Origin of the sequence: Pseudomonas sp. GM55 (assembly GCF_000282395.1) — a bacterium.
Classification (GTDB): Bacteria; Pseudomonadota; Gammaproteobacteria; order Pseudomonadales; family Pseudomonadaceae; genus Aquipseudomonas; species Aquipseudomonas fluorescens_CC.
The window spans coordinates 35,091-52,702 of record NZ_AKJJ01000055.1 but is presented as its reverse complement, the minus strand read 5'-3'; the positions used below and the strand labels follow the sequence as shown (position 1 = coordinate 52,702).

Genomic DNA, 17,612 nt, shown 5'->3' with positions numbered 1-17,612 from the left:
GCGAGGTCCAGACCGTGTCGTTGCCGGCACCGGCGAGCTCGGTCACCACGTCCCCAGAGTCGGTGACTTCGTAGATATCGTCGCCAACGCCTCCAGCCATGGTATCGGCACCCGCCCCCCCGATGAGAACGTCATTGCCCGCGTCACCATTGAGGATATCGTTGCCGCCCAAGCCGTTCAGGATGTCGTTGCCATCACCTCCGCTGGCCACGTCGTCACCTGCCGTGCCGGTCCATGTGTCGACACCGGCGGTACCGACAAACAGATCACCGACCACTGTCGTTGCCGCAGAGGTGACTCGCTCAAGTGTGCCGAGGTCATCGGTATAACTCGCGACGACCCGCAGTTGCTGACCGACCTGCGCCTGGCCGGGCGTGAAGGTCGTGCCCGTCTCGCCGGCAATGTCGGTAAAGATCGCACCGCTTCCCGCCTGCCACTGATGGGTAATCACCGAGGTCGTGGTCCCGTTGGCGTCGGTGAACGCATCCGTGGCGGTCAAGGCCGAGGCTTCCGTCGGGGTCGTATCGCTGATCAGCACCGTTCCAACCGGCAGGACATTGACGGTGCCGGTACCGGCCGCCGTGATCGGTGCGGTCGGCGCCGAGAACACCTCCTCCAGCACGCCATTGGCGTCCTTGTAGACCGCCCTGACGCGCAGAGCCAGTCCGGTTGCCACGACGAGTTGCGGAATAGCCGGCACGGCGCCAATGAGAGTCGCTGGTGGTGGGACCCTGAGTTCCGAGCCCACCGTGACGGTCGTACCCTCCGCGCGCGCGACCTCACCGGCGGCAAAGAAGGTGATGTCTTCGAAGACTCCCGAGCCCGGGCGCGCTTCGAACTGCCAGAAGTAACTGATGGGGCTGGTGATCGCGCCGCCAGTCGCGGTATTGTCGGCATCGGTGATATCGGCCGCCGAGACGGTCAGCGTCTGGCCGACGGCTGGCGTAGGATCGTCGATCCTCAGCGAACCGACCGGCTCCGAGTTCACACCGCCGAGCACAACCGACTGATCGGCGAACTGCAACCGCTCGATATTGCTCAGGGTGTCAGTCCCGTCCCTGCCAGCGACACTGTCGGTGACCGTCCAGGTGCCGTTGGCGTTATTGACCACGTTGTAATCCAGCCGATTGCCGGAGAACAACGCGGTGTCGAAGTCGGGACTGGTCGAAGTCAGGATCTCACGGACAACCTGGAGCTGGCCGGGGTTATAGGTGCCGTTCAACATCAGCGGAACCAGCGGTGTCATGCTGTCGAAGGTAGCGATTTCCGGGCCGGTGCCATCGATGTTCGCCCGTACGCTGATGCGTACGTTGAGCCACTTGTCACCGTCGATGAGGTCATCGCCGCCACGGCCTTCGAGGACGTCGCTGCCAGCACCGCCGAGGACGATGTTGCCCCCGTCGAACTTGTCGTCGGCCGTGCCGGCGATGCCATCCACTCCGTTGCCGGCGGCGCCGACGAACTCCCGTAGACCGTTGATGAGGCCGAAGTTGGTGAGCACGCTGCCCTTGGCGCCAGCGACGGCGAGCAATGCGGCAGTGGAATCATCGCCGCTGAGGAAGTCGGCGTGTGACGATCCCGACAACCCTTCCACCAGGTCCAGCCGGGCAAGGATCGACGCGGTGGAACCGGGCACCTGCGGCTGGTCGAAGAAGCGCAGCCTGGAGTTGAGGCCGATGGTCACGCCGGCCGGATCGTCCTTGTAGGTCGCCCAGTCGTAACCGGAGAACCCGATGAAACGGTCCGCTTCGCTAGGGCTGCCGACCATGATGTCATCACCGCCCTCCCCGTCGAAGTTGTCCGGTCCGCCATCGCCCATGAACACGTCGTTGCCATTGATCGGATCGTTGCCGAATGCGTCGAAGTTGTCACCGGCAACACCGTCAGCGGACCCGCCCTGGATCCAGTCGTCACCTTCGCCGCCGCGCGCGAACTCGTTCGCCTTGCTGCCGAGGATGAAGTCGTTGCCCAGACCGCCGCTGGAGTCGGCTGCGTCTTCGCCGGTGATGATGAAGTCCTGACCGGCCTGGCCAAGGATCAGGTTGAGGCCGTTGCCGCCCTGGATGACGTCGTTACCTTCCTCGCCGTGGATGACGTCGTCGCCGCCGATGTCGGTGATGATGTCGTCACCGGTACCGCCGAAGAGTTGGTCGTTGCCGTAGCCGCCATCGATCCTGTCGTTACCGGCATCGCCATAGACCGTGTCGTCGTCCGAGTCGCCGGCAATGAGGATGTCGTTGCCGGGCGTACCGCCCAGCACGACGGTATCAGCGCCGGTGTAGTGCAGGTAGTTGGTATCCACCAGGCCAGGTGTGGCAGGATTGTCGCGGATCACCAGTGGCGTGAGGAAGTCACTGCGTGGTGAGCCAATCGGATGGTTCGACGGACCAAACGGATCGGCATTGGCCGCCAGATCGTCGGCCGTGCCGACAATACCGTCGGGACCGGGAATCACACTCGGGTTGTACTGGTTCGCCTGGTTGGTCTCCAGAATGTAGGCCGGTGTCAGGAAAACCCTGCCCGGGAGATGTGTGGCGTCGGTATTGGCCATGACCAGCGCGGAGAATGTGTTGTTCTCAAGCTCCGCGCCAAAGTCCATCGAGGCGGTGCGTTCCAGATAGTAGAAGCGGTCTCCGTCCTGGAGTTTCTCCATCTGGTTCTCGAACACGAAGTTGAAGGTCGAGCCGAGCATGCCGCCAAAGGGCATCTTCTCCTCGGCCAGCCCGCCAACCCAGAAGTCGACGTTATCCAGGCCGGTGATGGTCACATCGTCTGCCGTGTGCAAAACACCGTCCGCACCAGCGGTGCTGGTCCAGGCGCCGGTGCTGTTGAGGAAGTCGACACGGTCAGCCGGTGCGGTCGCGCTGCCTAACACCAGGTCCGCAGCCGCGGCGCGCTTGTCCGCCAGCGTGGTGGCGGCGGTGATAGTCGGGTGCGTGCCGTAGGCGGCGATGAAGTTGATCAGCGATTCCGGGTGCTTCAAGTGCTGCACGAAATCGGCCCAGCTCGTGTAGGGCTTGAGCTCTGCATCGCCGGTGGGCAGATAGAACTCCCGCCGCGCCGCGTTCAGGGACGGAATGCCGGTATCGCGGCCGCGCGCCAGGTTGATGGCGGGCAGATCGAGCGGCAGACCCAGCAGGTTGTTGCGCAGGGCTTCAGTGACGAACTCGTCGATCTCGTTGCCCACCTGACGGGTTACGCCGCGCACGATGGCACCGGCGGCCTGTTCCGGAGTGGGACCGCTGCCTGCGAACTCCAGTGGGTTGAGGAAGGCCTGAATCAGCCCGATATCGCTCGTGGCGAAGTTCGGAGCCAGCCGATCGACCTGCTCCAGCAGCATCGAGTGCCCGAAGCGATAGACGGTGTGTGCGAACTCGGCAACGATGCTCGGATCGATCGCGGTGTCGTACACCTGGCCCGGGGCGAAGAAGGGATCGACCATCGGCTGGATCGTACGCGCGAACTCCTCGAACACCAGGTGCTGGTACTGCATCTCTGTGCCGAACTTCGCCGTCTGGAACAGGCGCTCGCCGTTCCAGTCGAGGGACGTGGTATCGGCGGGAACGGCAGTGACGGGTGTCAGCAGCCACTCGTTCAGGAAGGACACGTCGCCGCTTGCCGCTGTCGCCAGGACCACCGCCTTGGTGTGATCGACCAGGCGGTTGTGCTCATGGTGGAAGATGGAATGGACGGTGGTCAGGCCGATGTTCTCGTTGACCCGACCGTCGCCGGCAATGTAGTGCGCGTCCAACAGTTCGTCATCGTAGAAGCCCGGCGCTGGTGTACCGCCAACGATAGTGTCCGCATCGGGCGCGAGTGCTGCGCCGGTCTGGCTGTCCACCGGAACGGCGGTGTGCGCGATGTCGTTGAGGAAGGCATGGCCGGTGCGCACAGCATCGACCAGGCTGATGGGCGCCGCCGGATTGCCTTCAACGAGCACATCGTCGGCCGTACCGGCAATGCCGTCCGGCCCCTTCATCACCACTTGTGGAAAACCGTGCGGACCCTTGATGAAATTGCCGTAGGCGTCGGTCGCCAGCAATGGCACGTTGTCGAAATCGGCATCGGTGAGGTGGATGCCCAGCAGCGCGTTCGCCTGCGCCTTGACCACCTTCCAGGTGGCCATGCCGCCAGTCAAACCGTCGTCACCGGTAAACAGGATGCCGTCGACACCGGCAGTCCGATTCTCGATCAGCTTGCCGGTGGCCACCGGATCACCGGCAGCATTGAACTCGTACGCGCGCAGGAACACCTGGTGCGAGGGATGCGAGCTGTAGGTCTGGTTCTGGTCGACAAACGGCGAGGTGGTGTTGGTGTTCTCGTGGATGTCATCGGCCGTGCCCAGAACGCCATCGGGGCCGGGCTGATTGGTGGCGCGCGTCAGCACCATGAAGTTGGTCGGGCTACCGGGCACGAACAGCGGGTCATCCGGCTGCAGCGGAATGAACACTGTGCCTGAGCCGCCCTTGGTGACGAGATCCAGGCCATGGTCAAAAAACTGGCCGAAGAAGGTCATCCATTGGTTGAAGGGTGCAGTCAGGCCCGCGTCGGGGCTCACGTTCGGGTCGAAGAAGGTCTGGAACGTCGTGCCGTCGGTGCGGGTTCCGGTAACCACCTGCGCACCAGCCTTGAGGACATCGTCAGGCGTGCCGAGGATGCCATCCACACCGGGATCGAAGGTGGCCGCGACCGCCGCCGGGTTGTGCGCAGTCTGATCGACGATCAGGTTGCTGATGGTGCGCGGCTGCGAGTCGGTCACCAGGCCGCTGGTCTGGGTGTAGCTCGAGCCGGCTTCGGCCGTGCGGAAGTTCGGTGTCGTCAGGCGCGGGAATACATTATCGGCAGCCCCGAACTCGGGGTGGAGCAGGTTGTTGTCCGTCCCTTCGACCGTGCGTAAACCGAACGGCATCCGTACGTTGTCGAGCAGCGAGTTCAGGTTCTCACCGGCCGCGTGGTGTTCCGCTATCTTGATCTGGTCAAGGATGAACGCCAGGTCGGATTGCGTGTAACGCACACCATTGCTTGGGGCAGTGGTCTGCGGATCGATCAGCGAAGGCGCCACTACCGGGGCCGGCGCTGCAGCCACTACTGCGGTAGTGGGTGCCGAGAATACCTGCTCGGTCACACCATGATCGTCCACATAGAAGGCTTTGACGCGGATTGCCAGACCGGATAGATCCGGTGTCACAGTGAAAGTGGGCTTGTCCGCTCTGGTAAATCCGATACCGATGCGGCCTGGGCCGAGGATGATGTCCTCGAAGACGCCCGAGCCCGGTGCCGCTTCAAACTGCCAGATGTAACTGATGGAATTGTTGATCGCCCCGCCCGCGTTGTCGGCATCGGTGATGCCGGCCGCCGACACGGTCAGCGTCTGGCCTACGGTCGGCGCGGTGTTGCTCACCGTCAGCGCACCCACAGGATCGGCGTTGACCCCCTGCACGAGGACCACTGCCTGATCGGAGAACTGCAGCCGCTCGATGTTGGTGAGACGGTCGGTTTCTTCCTGGCCGACATTGTCGGTCACGGTGACGATGTCGGTGCCGACGATATTGAGGGGAACGGCGGGATCAACGACGATGCCGTTGACGGCGATCGTGTAGTTCGCCAGAGGGCCCAGGAAGTTGACGGTGTCGAACGCAGCCCCGCCTGTGGATGTACCGGGCAGGATCTCACGCACGGCGACGAGCTGGCCAGGATTGAAGGTGCCATTGAGCATGAGTGGGATCATCTGCGTCATGCTGTCGAAGCTGGCGATCTCCGGCCCGGTGCCATCGATGTTCTGCCGCACGCTGATGCGTACGTTGAGCCAACTGTCGCCGTCGATGAGGTCGCTGCCGCCACGGCCTTCGATGATGTCGCTGCCATCGCCGCCGAGGATGATGTTGCCCGCACCGAACTGATCGTCGGCCGTCCCGCCGATACCGTCGGCACCGAAACCGGCACTGCCGACGAAGGCCCGCAGGCCGCTGACGAGATCGAAGTTGGTGAGGATGCTGCCCCTGGCCGTGATGTTGGCGATGATGGCTGCGTTTTGTTCATCGCCGCGCAGGAAGTCGCCGAAGGCCGACCCCGACAGGCCCTCCACTTCCGCGAACCGGTCATAGACCGCATCGGGCGATTGCCCGAATGCACCCACGATATTGCCCGTTGCATCGGCCACCGGGTGATAGGGACTGAAGAACGGAACGACCATGTCGACGGTCACGCCGAACTTGTCATTCTTGTAGGTGGTCCAGTCGTACCCGGACATGCCGTCCATCTTGTCTTGCGCGTCGCTGGCGACAAAGACGTCATCGCCGCCCTCGCCGATCATTTCATCGAATCCGCCGGTGCCGATGAAGATGTCGTTGCCAGGCACATCGTCGGTCAATGTCGGGCTCATGTTATCGCCGGGCGCACCGTCCTGGGTGCCGCCCTCGATCCAGTCATCGCCTTCGTTGCCGGTGGGCGCCAGGTTGACCTTGGCGCCGAGGATGAAGTCGTCACCCGCGCCGCCGAAGGTCATGGTGATGTCTTCGGTGGTGATGATGAAGTCTTTGCCCGCACCGCCGAGGACCAGGTTGTTGCCGGCGAGAGTCGAGTTACCGGCCTGGATGACGTCGTTGCCGTCCTCGCCGCGAATGACGTCGTCACCGCCGATGTCGGTGATGATGTCGTCACCGGTGCCGCCGAAGATGTTGTCGTTGCCGTAGCCGCCGTCGAGCCGGTCGTTGCCGGCGTCGCCATAGACGGTGTCGTCGTCCGAGTCGCCGGCAATGAGGATGTCGTTGCCGGCCGTGCCGCCGAGCACGACCGTATCGCCGCCGGTGTAGTGCAGGTAGTTGGTATCCGGGCCTGCTGTGGCGGGTGTGTCGGGGTTGTCGCGGATCACCAGCGGCGTGAAATGGTCAATCCGTGGTGAGCCGATCGGGTGGTCTGATGGGCCAAAGGGGTCGGCGTTGGCTGGCAGATCGTCGGCCGTGCCGACGATGCCGTCGGGGCCGGCCACCACGCTCTGGTTGAACTGGTGCAACGGATCGGTTTCCAGGATGAAGGCCGGCGTCTGGAAGATGTTGGCCGGGAGGTGTGTCGCGTCGCTGTTGAGCATCACCAGATTGGCGAACGAATTGTTCTCCAGCTCAGTGCCGAAGTTGAGTCCCGCGGTGCGCGCCAGATAGTAGAAGCGGTCGCCGTTCTGCAGGTTTTCCAACTGGGTTTCGAAGACGAAGTTGAAGGTCGAACCCAGCAGGCCGCCAAACGGCATTTTCTCCTCGGCCAGGCCACCGATCCAGAAGTCGACGGCGTCCAGGCCGGTGGTGGTCACGTCGTCTGCGGTGTTCAGAATACCGTCCGCACCGGCGGTGCTGGCCCAGATGCCGGTACTGTGCAGGAAGTCCAGGCGATCAGCCGGCGCCGAGCCGGTGCCGAGCACGATATCCGCAGCCGCGGCGCGCTTGAGCGCCAGCGTCGTAGCGCCAGTGATGTTTGGATGCGTGCCGTAAGCGGCGATGAAGTTGATCAGCGATTCCGGGTGCTTCATGTGCTGCACGAAATCGGCCCAGCTCGTGTAGGGGGTCAACTGGCTGTCGCCGGTCATGTGGTAGAACTCGCGCCGCGCCGCGTTCAGCGACGGGATGCCGGTGTCGCGGCCGCGCGCCAGATTGAGGGCGGCCAGGTCCAGCGGCAGACCGACCAGGTTGTTGCGCACCGCGTCGGTCACGAACTCGTCGATCTCGTTGCCGACCTGACGGGTCAGGCCACGTACGATGGCGCCTGTCGCCTGCTCAGGGGTCGGGCCGCTCGCAGCAAATGCCAGCGGGTTGAGGAAGGCCGCGATCAGGCCGGTCTGTTGATTGCCCGCGACACTCGGATTGCCGTCGCCGACGACGTTGAAGTTGGCATCGAAACGATCGACTGTCTCCACCAGCATCGAGTGCCCGAAGCGAAAGACCGTGTGCGCGAACTCGGCGACGATCGACGGGTCGATCGTGGTGTCGTTACCCATGGGTGCCAGGAAGACGTCCACTTGCGGCTGGATGGTGCGCGCGAACTCCTCGAACACCAGGTGCTGGTACTGCATCTCGGTGCCGAACTTGGCGGCCTGGAACAACCGCTCGCCGTTCCAGTGCAGGGCCGCGATGTCGGCCGGCGTTATCGGCAACGCAGTCAGTTGGGCGTCGGGCATCAGCCACTTGTTCAGGAAATCGAGGTCGGCGGAGGCCAGCACCGTCTGCTTGGTCTGGTCAACCAGCCGGTTGTGCTCGTGGTGGAAGACGGAGTGAACGGTGGTCAGGCCGATGTTCTCGTTGACCCGGCCATCGCCGGCGATGTAGTGCGCATCCAGCAACTCGTTGTCGTAGGTGCCGGGCGCTTGCGGGCCGCCAATGATGTTGTCTGCGTCGGGCGCCAGGCCGCCGGTCGGATCGGCGCTGTGCGCAATGTCGATGAGGAATTGGTGGCCGGTGCGCACGGCGTTCGTCAGGTCGATGGGAGCGGCGCGGTTACCCTCGACGAGTATGTCGTCGGCGGTACCGGCAATGCCATCGGCGCCCTTCATCACCACTTGCGGAAGGCCGTTGGGCCCCTTGATGAAGTTGCCATAGGCGTCGGTCGCCAGCAGCGGCAGATTGAACACATCCGCATCGGTCAGGTTGATGCCCAGCAGCGCTTTCGCCTGGGCCTTGACGATTGCCCAGGTGGCCATGCCGCCAGTCACGTCGTCAGCGGTAAACAGGATGCCGTCGGCACCGGCAGTCCGATTCTCGATCAGCTTGCCGGTGGCGACCGGATCGCCGGCGGCGTTGAGCTCATAGGCGCGCAGGAATACCTGATGCGAGGGGTGCGAGCTGTAGGTCTGGTTCTGGTCGACAAACGGTGAGGTGGTGTTTTGCTGTTCGTGGATGTCGTCGGCCGTGCCGAGGATGCCATCGGGACCGGGCAGATTGGTGGCCCGGCTCAACACCATGAAGTTGTTCGGGCTGCCCGGCACGAACAGTGGATCGTCGGGCTGTAGCGGGATGAACACTGTGCCGCTGCCGCCCTTGGTGACCAGGTCGAGGCCATGGTCGAAGAACTGGCCGAAGAAGGTCATCCAGGCGTTGAAGGGCACGGTCAGGCCCGCGTCTGGCGTGATATTGGGGATCTTGAAGACGGAAACGTCGTCGGCGGTGCCGAACAGGCCATCCAGACCGGGGCTGGTGACAGTCTGTGAACCCGGATTGAACGCTGCGGCCGCGACCGCCGCCGGGTTGTTGGCGGTCTGGTCGACGATCAGGTTGCTGATGGTGCGCGGCTGCGAGTCAAAGACGAAACCGCTGGTCTGCAGGTAGGAGGTCGGCGTGGTCCCGCCAGGATCGGCCGGGCCGAAGAATCCGGCCGGCTGTACCTGCGCGGTATTGAACACCGGCGGCGTCATGCGCGGGAAGATGTTGTCGGCGGCGCCGAACTGGGGATCGGCCAGGTTGTTGTTGATACCGGAGACGGTGCGCAGGCCGAAAGGTACTTCTACGTTCGGCAGCATGTCTATCAGGCTCGCGCCTGCCGCATGCCGTTCAGCGATGAAAATTTGTTCGAGAATGAACTCGAGATCGGACTTGATGAAGCTGGCCATGGTTGTTTCCTCGATGCTCAACTAATCAGGAAACCACACGCATGAAACACGGCTGCAAACGCGTGGTTTAGTGCTTTACCCCATAAAAGAAATCAAAAGTTGAATGACGGGACCTGGTTACACGGCCGCACCGAGCCCCTACTGGATTGCATGCAATCAGCAGTGCTCAACTGAGGATCAATTCCCTGTGACAACCGTACCTACAGGCTGGTATTGCGCCTCAAGGAGGCGACGGCCCGTGAACGCAGGTTGAATAGAAGGTGAAACTTGTTAAATGCCCCGTCACGTATCGGGGCTCTATACATCTGTCCATGAAGCTCTCTCAGGCATAGTGGGCTTGTCACAGATGCCACACATCCAGCGACCGGAGTCATTGGCCGGAACAGGCTGGCGAAGATCGCCATGGTCCGGGACTTCCTGAGGGGTGATGGCACGGTTCTGCGTCCATGCGGCTTCGTCAACAAGCCTTTTATCCATGAGAAAACTGGCAGCGACCACGAATTGACTAGTATCTAATGGAGACTGGTTCCACGCGCCTGGTGGTGAACCGGGTTTGATTTGAATGCCAGGCGTGCAGACGTGTCCATCCTGGTCTGTATGGCCATCAGGTGACAGTACGAGGCGCGAATGGCCGACCACTTCATGGGTAGTAACCCCCGGTTGTTGTTGCCGGAAATAGCGGTTATCCAGATTGGTCGAGAACCTTTTCAAATTATTCATCGCGCCTCCCGCCTTCATCCTCAAACGCCAGCTTTACACTCCATTGAAAATGAGTATTGAGGTGCTACCCGGATGTGTACAGAGACGAAAGCCCAACCAAATTCTGGGACCTTGGTCAATGAATCGGATCAGACCTTGGTCGAATCAGACGTTGGCCAAACGTCCAGTGGAGGCGTGCCCGGGAGACAGAGCACCTGTGGGAAATTGCGCCATTTGAGCCGCTCAACCCAGTTCGTGATCTGCGCCACAATCATTCTGGGTTTGACCATGACGTTCGTTGGAAACCTCGTCAGCCAGAGTATCGAAGATGCAACGGTTCAAACGGCGGCAGAGACCGGGGCGCGTTACATGGAGAATTTTCTCGAACCTTTCGTCCAGGGATTGACCACTGCCAGGGAACTCCCCGATGGAACTGTTCAGACCATTGATCACCTGCTGTCCAGCACCTCGTTCAGTACACATGTTGTCTCGGTGAAGATCTGGCTCCCGGACGGCACGATTGTCTACAGCACCGATAAGTCCACGTTCAGGAAAAATTTTCCGACAGAGGAGATCACACAGGCGCTGGCGGGCAAGATCTATACAGAACTGAACGAAGATAGTGATGATGATACCGAGGATGCATTTGAGCGAAGCCTGAATATTCCGTTCTATGAAATTTTTGCTCCACTGCGCGAAGCGGGTACTGGAAAGATTGTTGCGGTGGGTGAGTTCTACGAAACCGCGGAAGCGTTACAGCGCGAAATCAATAACGTACGCAAGAAAGTATGGGCGATTGTTGGTACAGCAACGATGGCGATGATTTTGCTGTTGTTTTTTATCGTTCGGCGTGGCGACAAGATAATAAAGCTGCAGGAAACAGCACTTCAATGGCGAATGGATGAGCAAGCCAGGTTGCACTCGAGTAATGCCGCCCTTCAGCACAAAGTCAGTACAGCCAATCGCGAATTCTCCAGAATCAATGAACTCACCCTTCGCCGGATCGGGGCAGATCTTCATGATGGTCCTGCCCAGCTGTTGTCACTTATTCTCCTTCGTCTTGAAGAGCTCGAAGATTTGGCAGGCACTTCAGATATGGAGGTCCTCGAAATGATCAGACGTGCCGGCGAGGATGCTTTAAACGAAGTGCGGGAAATATCACTCGGCCTGGCGGTTCCGGAAGTCAATGACCTGACCCTGCACGATGCGCTGGTATTACTTGTGCAGCGGCACGAAGAGCGAACCGAGACGCGAGTCGACCTGGAGCTTGATACGCTTCCAGACGACGTACCGATAGCGCATAAAATCTGTATTTACCGCTTCGCCCAGGAGGCTTTGAACAATGCCTATATTCACGCCGCAGGAAAAGGCCAAAAGCTCAGCGCCTCTCACTCCGAAGGCCTGCTGGAAGTGCAGGTCGAAGATGCGGGAGTGGGTATTTCAAACGAGAAACCGAGCGTGCCAGGTCGAGGTAGAACTCATCTGGGCCTTGTCGGCATGCGCTATCGCGTCGAATCCCTCGGCGGAATATTCACTATTGAATCAGCGCCCCATGCCGGAACCAAAGCCAGGGCGCAGTTCAAAATCTGATCACCCGTACCAAAATGATCGTTGCACTCAAGTCACCGGAAACGCTAATGGCTGGTTATTTGGCTAACCGTTGTCACTCAAGTCGCGGCGTTGAAGAGCACTGCATAAGCCAGGTATATGGTTAGATTCCCAATGTCGTCTCACTGCTGCGACTGCCTGCGTCCGGTTACGAACGCGCAACTTGTACATGACATTCGTCATGTAGTGCTTGATGGTCTTCTCGCAGAGCTCAAGCTTGACAGCAACCTCGCGGTTGGTCAGGCCCTTCGATACCTCCCGGATAACCTGTTCTTCGCGATGGGTCAGCTCGACCTTTTGCTTGTCACCCGCGTGGTTTCTGAAATTGCTTAACAGCTTGCTGGCAAGTTTGGGTGTAATGAAGGTTTCACCACCGGCAACATTCCGGATGGCTTGGACAAGCTCACGACCGCTTATGCCTTTCAACGCATACCCCTGCGCGCCCGCTTCGAGGGCGGAATAGGCATCCTCGATGGACTCGGATACCGTCAGCATCAGAACTTTAACTGCCGGCGAAGAAGCCGAGATCGCTCGCACGGCAGCAAAGCTGTCGCCCGGCATATTTACATCCATCAGCAACACATTCGGAGCAAAACAAGCGGCAATTTCCAGGGCATCATCGGCAGACCCGCCCTGCCCGACCACCTGAAAGTCAGCTATCTTCTTCAGCGCCATTGTGACCCCATCCCTTAACAGCGGGTGATCATCAACGATGCCAATCTTGATCATGGAACTCATAAGAAGCTCCTCTCATTAGAGGCGAGGGAGCTGCCTGATGGTATCGCGCGTTTCATTTTTCGCCCCTCGCGTCATGCCGAACCTGGCAAGCCCTGTCGTCTCAATGATGTCCGGGACGACAGCTATTACCGGTACCTGAGGGCTGCAACTAATGAGCCATTTCAATAGGGCGAAGAAAAAGCTCAAATCAATTAACAAGATGTTTTGGAGTGTTTCAAACGAGAGAACGGGTGAGGCGGGGAATATTCCTCAAATCAGGTGGTAAACGCCCGGTTGGGTGGGTGAAATGCCCCATTTTTGGAGGTAGCAGCGGCCCTGTTTCACCGAGCGCCTTTGTCGGGGTCATTCTCGGAGCGCGCTGGAGTCAATCTGTTGGGACGAAGTGTTCATTAGCGCAGCACGGAGGGTGCTCATATCCCTGAGTCATTCGCTACATTCGAAAGGCAACGGGACAGAGACATGACAGCATGTTATATTATAACCTCTCTCAAGCTGTCAGTGACTATTGGCAGAGCTATTCACTCCCATCCTGTGATTTCCGATGACGATCTCTGTTCAGGTTCCGCCCGTTTCGCGCTTAAACCAGCGCCTGTTGTCCATCGATGCCCTCAGGGGATTGGTGATCATATTTATGCTGCTGGATCACGTGCGAGAGACTTTTTTCCTGCACCGCCAGGTAGCTGACCCGATGGGGATCGAGACGACCGAACCGGCATTGTTTTTCAGCCGGACGCTCGCTCATCTGTGTGCCCCCGTGTTCGTACTGCTCACTGGACTGTCTGCCTATCTGTACGGCGAAAAACACCAGGGCAAGAACGACATTTCCACCTTCCTGTTCAAGCGCGGCCTGTTCCTGGTACTGCTGGAGTTCACCTTGGTGAATTTCGCCTGGACATTCCAGTTCCCACCCACTGTGATTTACATGCAGGTGATCTGGGCCATCGGCGTCAGCATGATTGCCCTTGCCATACTGGTCTGGCTGCCAAGGCCAATCCTGTTTGCCCTGGGTGTGCTCATCGTCGCCGGGCACAACCTGCTCGATGGTCTGCACTTCCCGGTCGGTGCAACGATGCACGTGCCTTGGGCGGTGCTCCATGATCGCGGCTGGATCGACGTATACGAAGGGCTAAGGTTGCGTACCTCCTATCCTGTTCTGCCCTGGATCGGGGTGATCGCCCTGGGTTACTGCATCGGCCCCTGGTTTGCTCGCTCGGCCTGCATCACTGTGCGTCAACGCAACCTGTTACTGGCAGGCATTGGAGCGTTGACAGGCTTCATGGTATTGCGCCTTGCCAATGGTTATGGCGAAGCCCATTGGGTGGCCTACGAAAGCACCGTTCAAAGCTTGATGAGCTTTTTCAACATCACAAAATATCCGCCTTCCCTGCTGTTCCTTGCTCTGACTCTAGGGGTGGGGTTGTTACTGCTTCTCGGCTTTGAACGCGCTCAGCAACGCAAGTGGATCAGCACCCTGGCGGTATTTGGAGCGGCACCCATGTTCTTCTATCTGCTTCACCTTTACGTACTGAAAGTGTTGTATCTGATCGGCGTCGCACTGTTCGGTTTGAACCAGGGTAACTACTTCGGGTTCGACGGCATCTGGGCCGTGTGGCTGACGGCGATGCTCCTGGCCACGTCGCTGTATTTACCGGTGCGCTGGTTCGCCGCACTGAAGGCACGTCGTCGCGATATCGGCTGGCTCAAGTATTTCTGACCGGCAGCGCCGCGCTGGTAAAGCCGTGATGCAGTGGGTCAAGCGATTTACAGGAAGGGGGTAGTCCCACACGATACGTGTCGCGCCTATACTCAACCCTCTCATCAGTGCGATCAGGAATGCGAGAGGCCTTACCGAGCACGATACAGCGGGTCGTACCAACGTATTCTTCGATCAATGACTGACCCCGTAGAATCGCCTCCATTAGAGCACTCAGCGAAGTCTGAAGCCGATCAGCCATGTGCTAACGTTCGCGCTTCATCACTTTGAAGTCATACGCCGATGTCCATTGCAGACAACCTCCTTGCCTTTACCCTTGCCGCCACCCTGCTGACGCTGACACCGGGCCTCGATACCGCTCTGGTCTTGAGAACCGCAACGGTGGAAGGCAAGCAGCAGGCGTTTCGCGCTGCACTGGGCATCAATGCCGGCTGTTTGTTGTGGGGCGCTGCCGTCGCCTTTGGCCTGGGTGCGCTGATTGCGCTATCGGAGCTGGCGTACAGCCTGTTGAAGTACTGCGGCGCCGCTTACCTGGCGTGGCTCGGATTGAACATGTTGCTGCGTCCACGCAACTCATTGTCGCCCGTCGAAGCGGACGCAAAGCCGAATGCAAACTGGTTCCTGAAGGGCATGATGGGCAACGTCCTCAATCCCAAGATCGGGATTTTCTACGTCTCCTTTCTCCCGCAGTTCATTCCCCAGGGGCACAACCTGATTGCCTGGACATTCGGCTTGGTCGGCATTCACGTGGTGCTCGGTTTGTTGTGGTCGTCGACGTTGATTGGCGCAACTCAACAACTCGCCGGCGTTCTGCGGCGTGAGAAGGTCATCACCTGGATGGATCGCGCGACAGGCCTGGTCTTTGTGCTGTTCGCAGCTCGGTTGGCCTTTAGCAAGCGTTGAGAACAGTCTCAGCGGCGTGCACCCGCAAGTAACAGTTATCCGTCAGCTACACTCATTCGATACATTTCTGCGCCGAGACTTCGACCATGGCGACCAAAACCGCAGTCGTATTCGCTGGTGGCGGCAGCCTGGGTGCGGTGCAGGTGGGCATGTTGCGGGCCCTGGTCGAGGCCAATGTTCGATTCGACATGGTGGTTGGCGCTTCGGTAGGTGCTATCAACGGTGCCTACTTTGCCGCAAGGCCCGATTCCGATGGCGTCGAGGCACTCGCCGGATTCTGGCGGGGGCTGAGTAAAGCTGACATCTTTCCCCTCTCCTGGCTCGATACCTGTAGAGGACTGATCAAACGGCGTGGCTTTCTGTTGCAGCCGGCGGCCTTGAACCGATTGCTGGGTCAGGCACTGCCCATTCATCGCATCGAGGAGGCGGCGCTGCCCCTGCACATCGTCACCACCGATCTGCTCAGTGGTGCCGAAACCGTTCTGTCCAGTGGCGAACTCGAACAGGCGTTACTGGCCAGCGCTGCCATCCCGCTGGTGTTCCCCTGCGTACAAATCGCCGACCGGTTCCTGGTTGATGGCGGCGTGGCAAGCAACACACCTATCTCGACTGCCGTAGCCTTGGGCGCCACCAACGTCGTGGTCATCCCCACCGGCGTGAGTTGCGCCCTGACACAACCGCCCCGAGGCCTGGTCGCCCTGGCCCTGCACACCGTCAATCTGATGAGCATGCGCCAACTGGTGAGCGACATCGAACACTTCCGCACGCTCACCAGCCTGCACATCGTCCCGCCCTTGTGCCCCGTGGATGTCTCGGTGTTCAACTTTGACCAGACCGAGTCGTTGTTGCAGCGCGCCTATACGCAGACCTTGCGGTGGCTGGACCGTGGAGGGCTCGAACGCACCAAGGTACCGGGTGCCTTGACCATCCATTCACATGCCCATGAGCATTGAGAACCGACCGGTCGCCCCGAAGGAGGTCAACCGTTTATGCATTGTGTTCTTTTCGAAATCCAATGAACTACCGGTCTGGGGTACAGCCCCGGGCAATTTTGTCTGACACCCTGAAATGGAGACGCCAGCATGAGCACCTTGCAACTTCACCCTGCACTGGACAATGGCATCCAACCCGCCGCCACGAATTTCACCGGTGGCACCCTGCAATGCCTGTGTGCGACCGACAAGGTCGAGGTCAGGATCGACGCACAAACCCTGCATAACCACGCGTGCGGCTGCAGCAAATGCTGGAAACCGAAAAACGCGATATTCGCCGTCATCGCCGTAGTGCCTCGAGATAAGGTCAGCGTCATTGCCCACGGCGAAAAACTGGCGATTGTCGACGAATCCGCGACCATCCAGCGCCACGCCTGCAAGCAGTGTCACGCCCATCTCTTTGGGCGCATCGAGAACAAGGACCATGCGTTCTATGGTCTGGACTTCGTCCACACCGAGCTTTCGCCACAGAGCGGATGGGCTGCGCCGGGATTCGCGGCGTTCGTGTCCTCCATCATCGAAACCGGCACACCGCCAGCGCAAATGAAGGCTATTCGTGAGCGCCTGCGCTCGATCGGCCTTGAGCCCTATGACTGCCTGTCCCCGGACTTGATGGATGCAATGGCGACGCATGTCGCCAAACGGAAAGGCTTGCTCCCCGCCTGATTGATCGGTCACCGCGGTTTCTTTTCCGGACCGCGGCTCCGGGCTGTCTGCCCTGAAGCAGGCAGCAATGACGGCAAAGTCACTTCAGTAAGTCTCTTTGCGCAGCGACCGCCTGACCTCAGCCTGTATGGCATAAGCCGGCGCCTCCACGGCATTGAAATCCTGGGTATAGCGTTGGGCAAATCCCTGCACCCCCCACGCCTGATACTGCTGCACATGTTTCAGTTCGTGAGCCCAGAGCGCGATGTCCTGTTCGGCGGATTGAGCGTCCCGGAACAGGATGATATCGATCAGCGTCACGGCACCGACATCGGGGTTTTGCAGCATGGCATTGGCGGCGGTAAGTTGGCCGTTGTCGCTGATTTTGTAGCGTGCGGTATCGAGGACGCCGGGGTCGTACCAGTGCAGCAGCTGCTGGCGGATGTGCGCTGGCATGGGTTGGAGGTCGGCGCTGGCGGCTTCGGCACGGGCCTGGGTCAGCCACAGGGCCAGGGCAGGTGCCGCGATCTGGTAGACGTCATCAGGCACCAGGTCTGGCAGGCAGATGCAGCCGTCCAGGCACACTTGTTTCTCGCCAGCCGGGCAGCCGTTGCTCTGGGCTGGCACTTCAAGTGCCAGGCAAAGAACAGACAACGCCAGCAGGCGCGCGGTGATGGGCGGCATTGGGCGCTCCAGTTTTTTTCCGAGCGTTGTTCATTCCATG

General features: G+C 60.1%; 9 protein-coding genes. 5 read left to right on the top strand and 4 right to left on the bottom strand.

All coding sequences use genetic code 11. From position 1 onward, the window contains the following. Positions 1-9,589 (bottom strand): peroxidase family protein (locus tag PMI31_RS16190; protein ID WP_008019222.1); only part of this gene is annotated, 9,589 nt, incomplete at its 3' end. Between the two features lie 297 nt (positions 9,590-9,886). Further along, the gene (locus tag PMI31_RS29985; protein WP_081500311.1) at positions 9,887-10,309 is read right to left on the bottom strand and encodes a hypothetical protein; all 423 of its coding nucleotides are present in this window, start codon (positions 10,307-10,309) and stop codon (positions 9,887-9,889) included. A 72-nt stretch (positions 10,310-10,381) separates the two neighbouring features. Between PMI31_RS29985 and PMI31_RS16185 the strand changes: the two genes are divergently transcribed. After that, positions 10,382-11,878, top strand: a complete 1,497-nt coding sequence (locus PMI31_RS16185; RefSeq protein WP_008019221.1) for a sensor histidine kinase — start codon at positions 10,382-10,384, stop codon at positions 11,876-11,878. 63 nt (positions 11,879-11,941) lie between these two features. On the opposite strand, the gene PMI31_RS16180 is transcribed toward PMI31_RS16185, so the two are convergent. Beyond that, complete coding sequence (locus PMI31_RS16180) at positions 11,942-12,634, bottom strand: response regulator (RefSeq protein WP_008019219.1); 693 nt, start codon at positions 12,632-12,634, stop codon at positions 11,942-11,944. A gap of 541 nt (positions 12,635-13,175) precedes the next feature. Between PMI31_RS16180 and PMI31_RS16175 the strand changes: the two genes are divergently transcribed. From PMI31_RS16175 to gfa, 4 genes are all read left to right on the top strand, one after another. Then, the gene (locus PMI31_RS16175) at positions 13,176-14,348 is read left to right on the top strand and encodes a DUF1624 domain-containing protein (protein ID WP_008019218.1); all 1,173 of its coding nucleotides are present in this window, start codon (positions 13,176-13,178) and stop codon (positions 14,346-14,348) included. A 282-nt stretch (positions 14,349-14,630) separates the two neighbouring features. After that, positions 14,631-15,251 carry a LysE family translocator gene (locus PMI31_RS16170; protein WP_008019217.1) on the top strand — a complete coding sequence of 207 codons (621 nt, stop codon included), beginning with the start codon at positions 14,631-14,633 and terminating at the stop codon, positions 15,249-15,251. A gap of 86 nt (positions 15,252-15,337) precedes the next feature. After that, on the top strand, positions 15,338-16,204 hold the full coding sequence (locus PMI31_RS16165; protein WP_008019215.1) for a patatin-like phospholipase family protein: 867 nt from the start codon (positions 15,338-15,340) through the stop codon (positions 16,202-16,204). Between the two features lie 129 nt (positions 16,205-16,333). Next, on the top strand, positions 16,334-16,909 hold the full coding sequence (gene gfa / locus PMI31_RS16160; protein WP_008019213.1) for an S-(hydroxymethyl)glutathione synthase: 576 nt from the start codon (positions 16,334-16,336) through the stop codon (positions 16,907-16,909). Positions 16,910-16,993: 84 nt separating this feature from the next. Here the strand turns inward: gfa and PMI31_RS16155 are convergent, their stop codons facing one another. Beyond that, positions 16,994-17,572: an eCIS core domain-containing protein gene (locus PMI31_RS16155; RefSeq protein ID WP_008019212.1), complete on the bottom strand. Its 579-nt coding sequence runs from the start codon at positions 17,570-17,572 to the stop codon at positions 16,994-16,996. Positions 17,573-17,612 lie beyond the last annotated feature (40 nt).

Excerpts from the sequence above, each read along its gene's own strand:
- PMI31_RS29985 (WP_081500311.1), bottom strand. The coding sequence starts at position 10,309 with ATGAATAATTTGAAAAGGTTCTCGACCAATCTGGATAACCGCTATTTC.
- PMI31_RS16185 (WP_008019221.1), top strand. The coding sequence starts at position 10,382 with ATGTGTACAGAGACGAAAGCCCAACCAAATTCTGGGACCTTGGTCAAT.
- PMI31_RS16180 (WP_008019219.1), bottom strand. The coding sequence starts at position 12,634 with ATGAGTTCCATGATCAAGATTGGCATCGTTGATGATCACCCGCTGTTA.
- PMI31_RS16175 (WP_008019218.1), top strand. The coding sequence starts at position 13,176 with ATGACGATCTCTGTTCAGGTTCCGCCCGTTTCGCGCTTAAACCAGCGC.
- PMI31_RS16170 (WP_008019217.1), top strand. The coding sequence starts at position 14,631 with ATGTCCATTGCAGACAACCTCCTTGCCTTTACCCTTGCCGCCACCCTG.
- PMI31_RS16165 (WP_008019215.1), top strand. The coding sequence starts at position 15,338 with ATGGCGACCAAAACCGCAGTCGTATTCGCTGGTGGCGGCAGCCTGGGT.
- gfa (WP_008019213.1), top strand. The coding sequence starts at position 16,334 with ATGAGCACCTTGCAACTTCACCCTGCACTGGACAATGGCATCCAACCC.
- PMI31_RS16155 (WP_008019212.1), bottom strand. The coding sequence starts at position 17,572 with ATGCCGCCCATCACCGCGCGCCTGCTGGCGTTGTCTGTTCTTTGCCTG.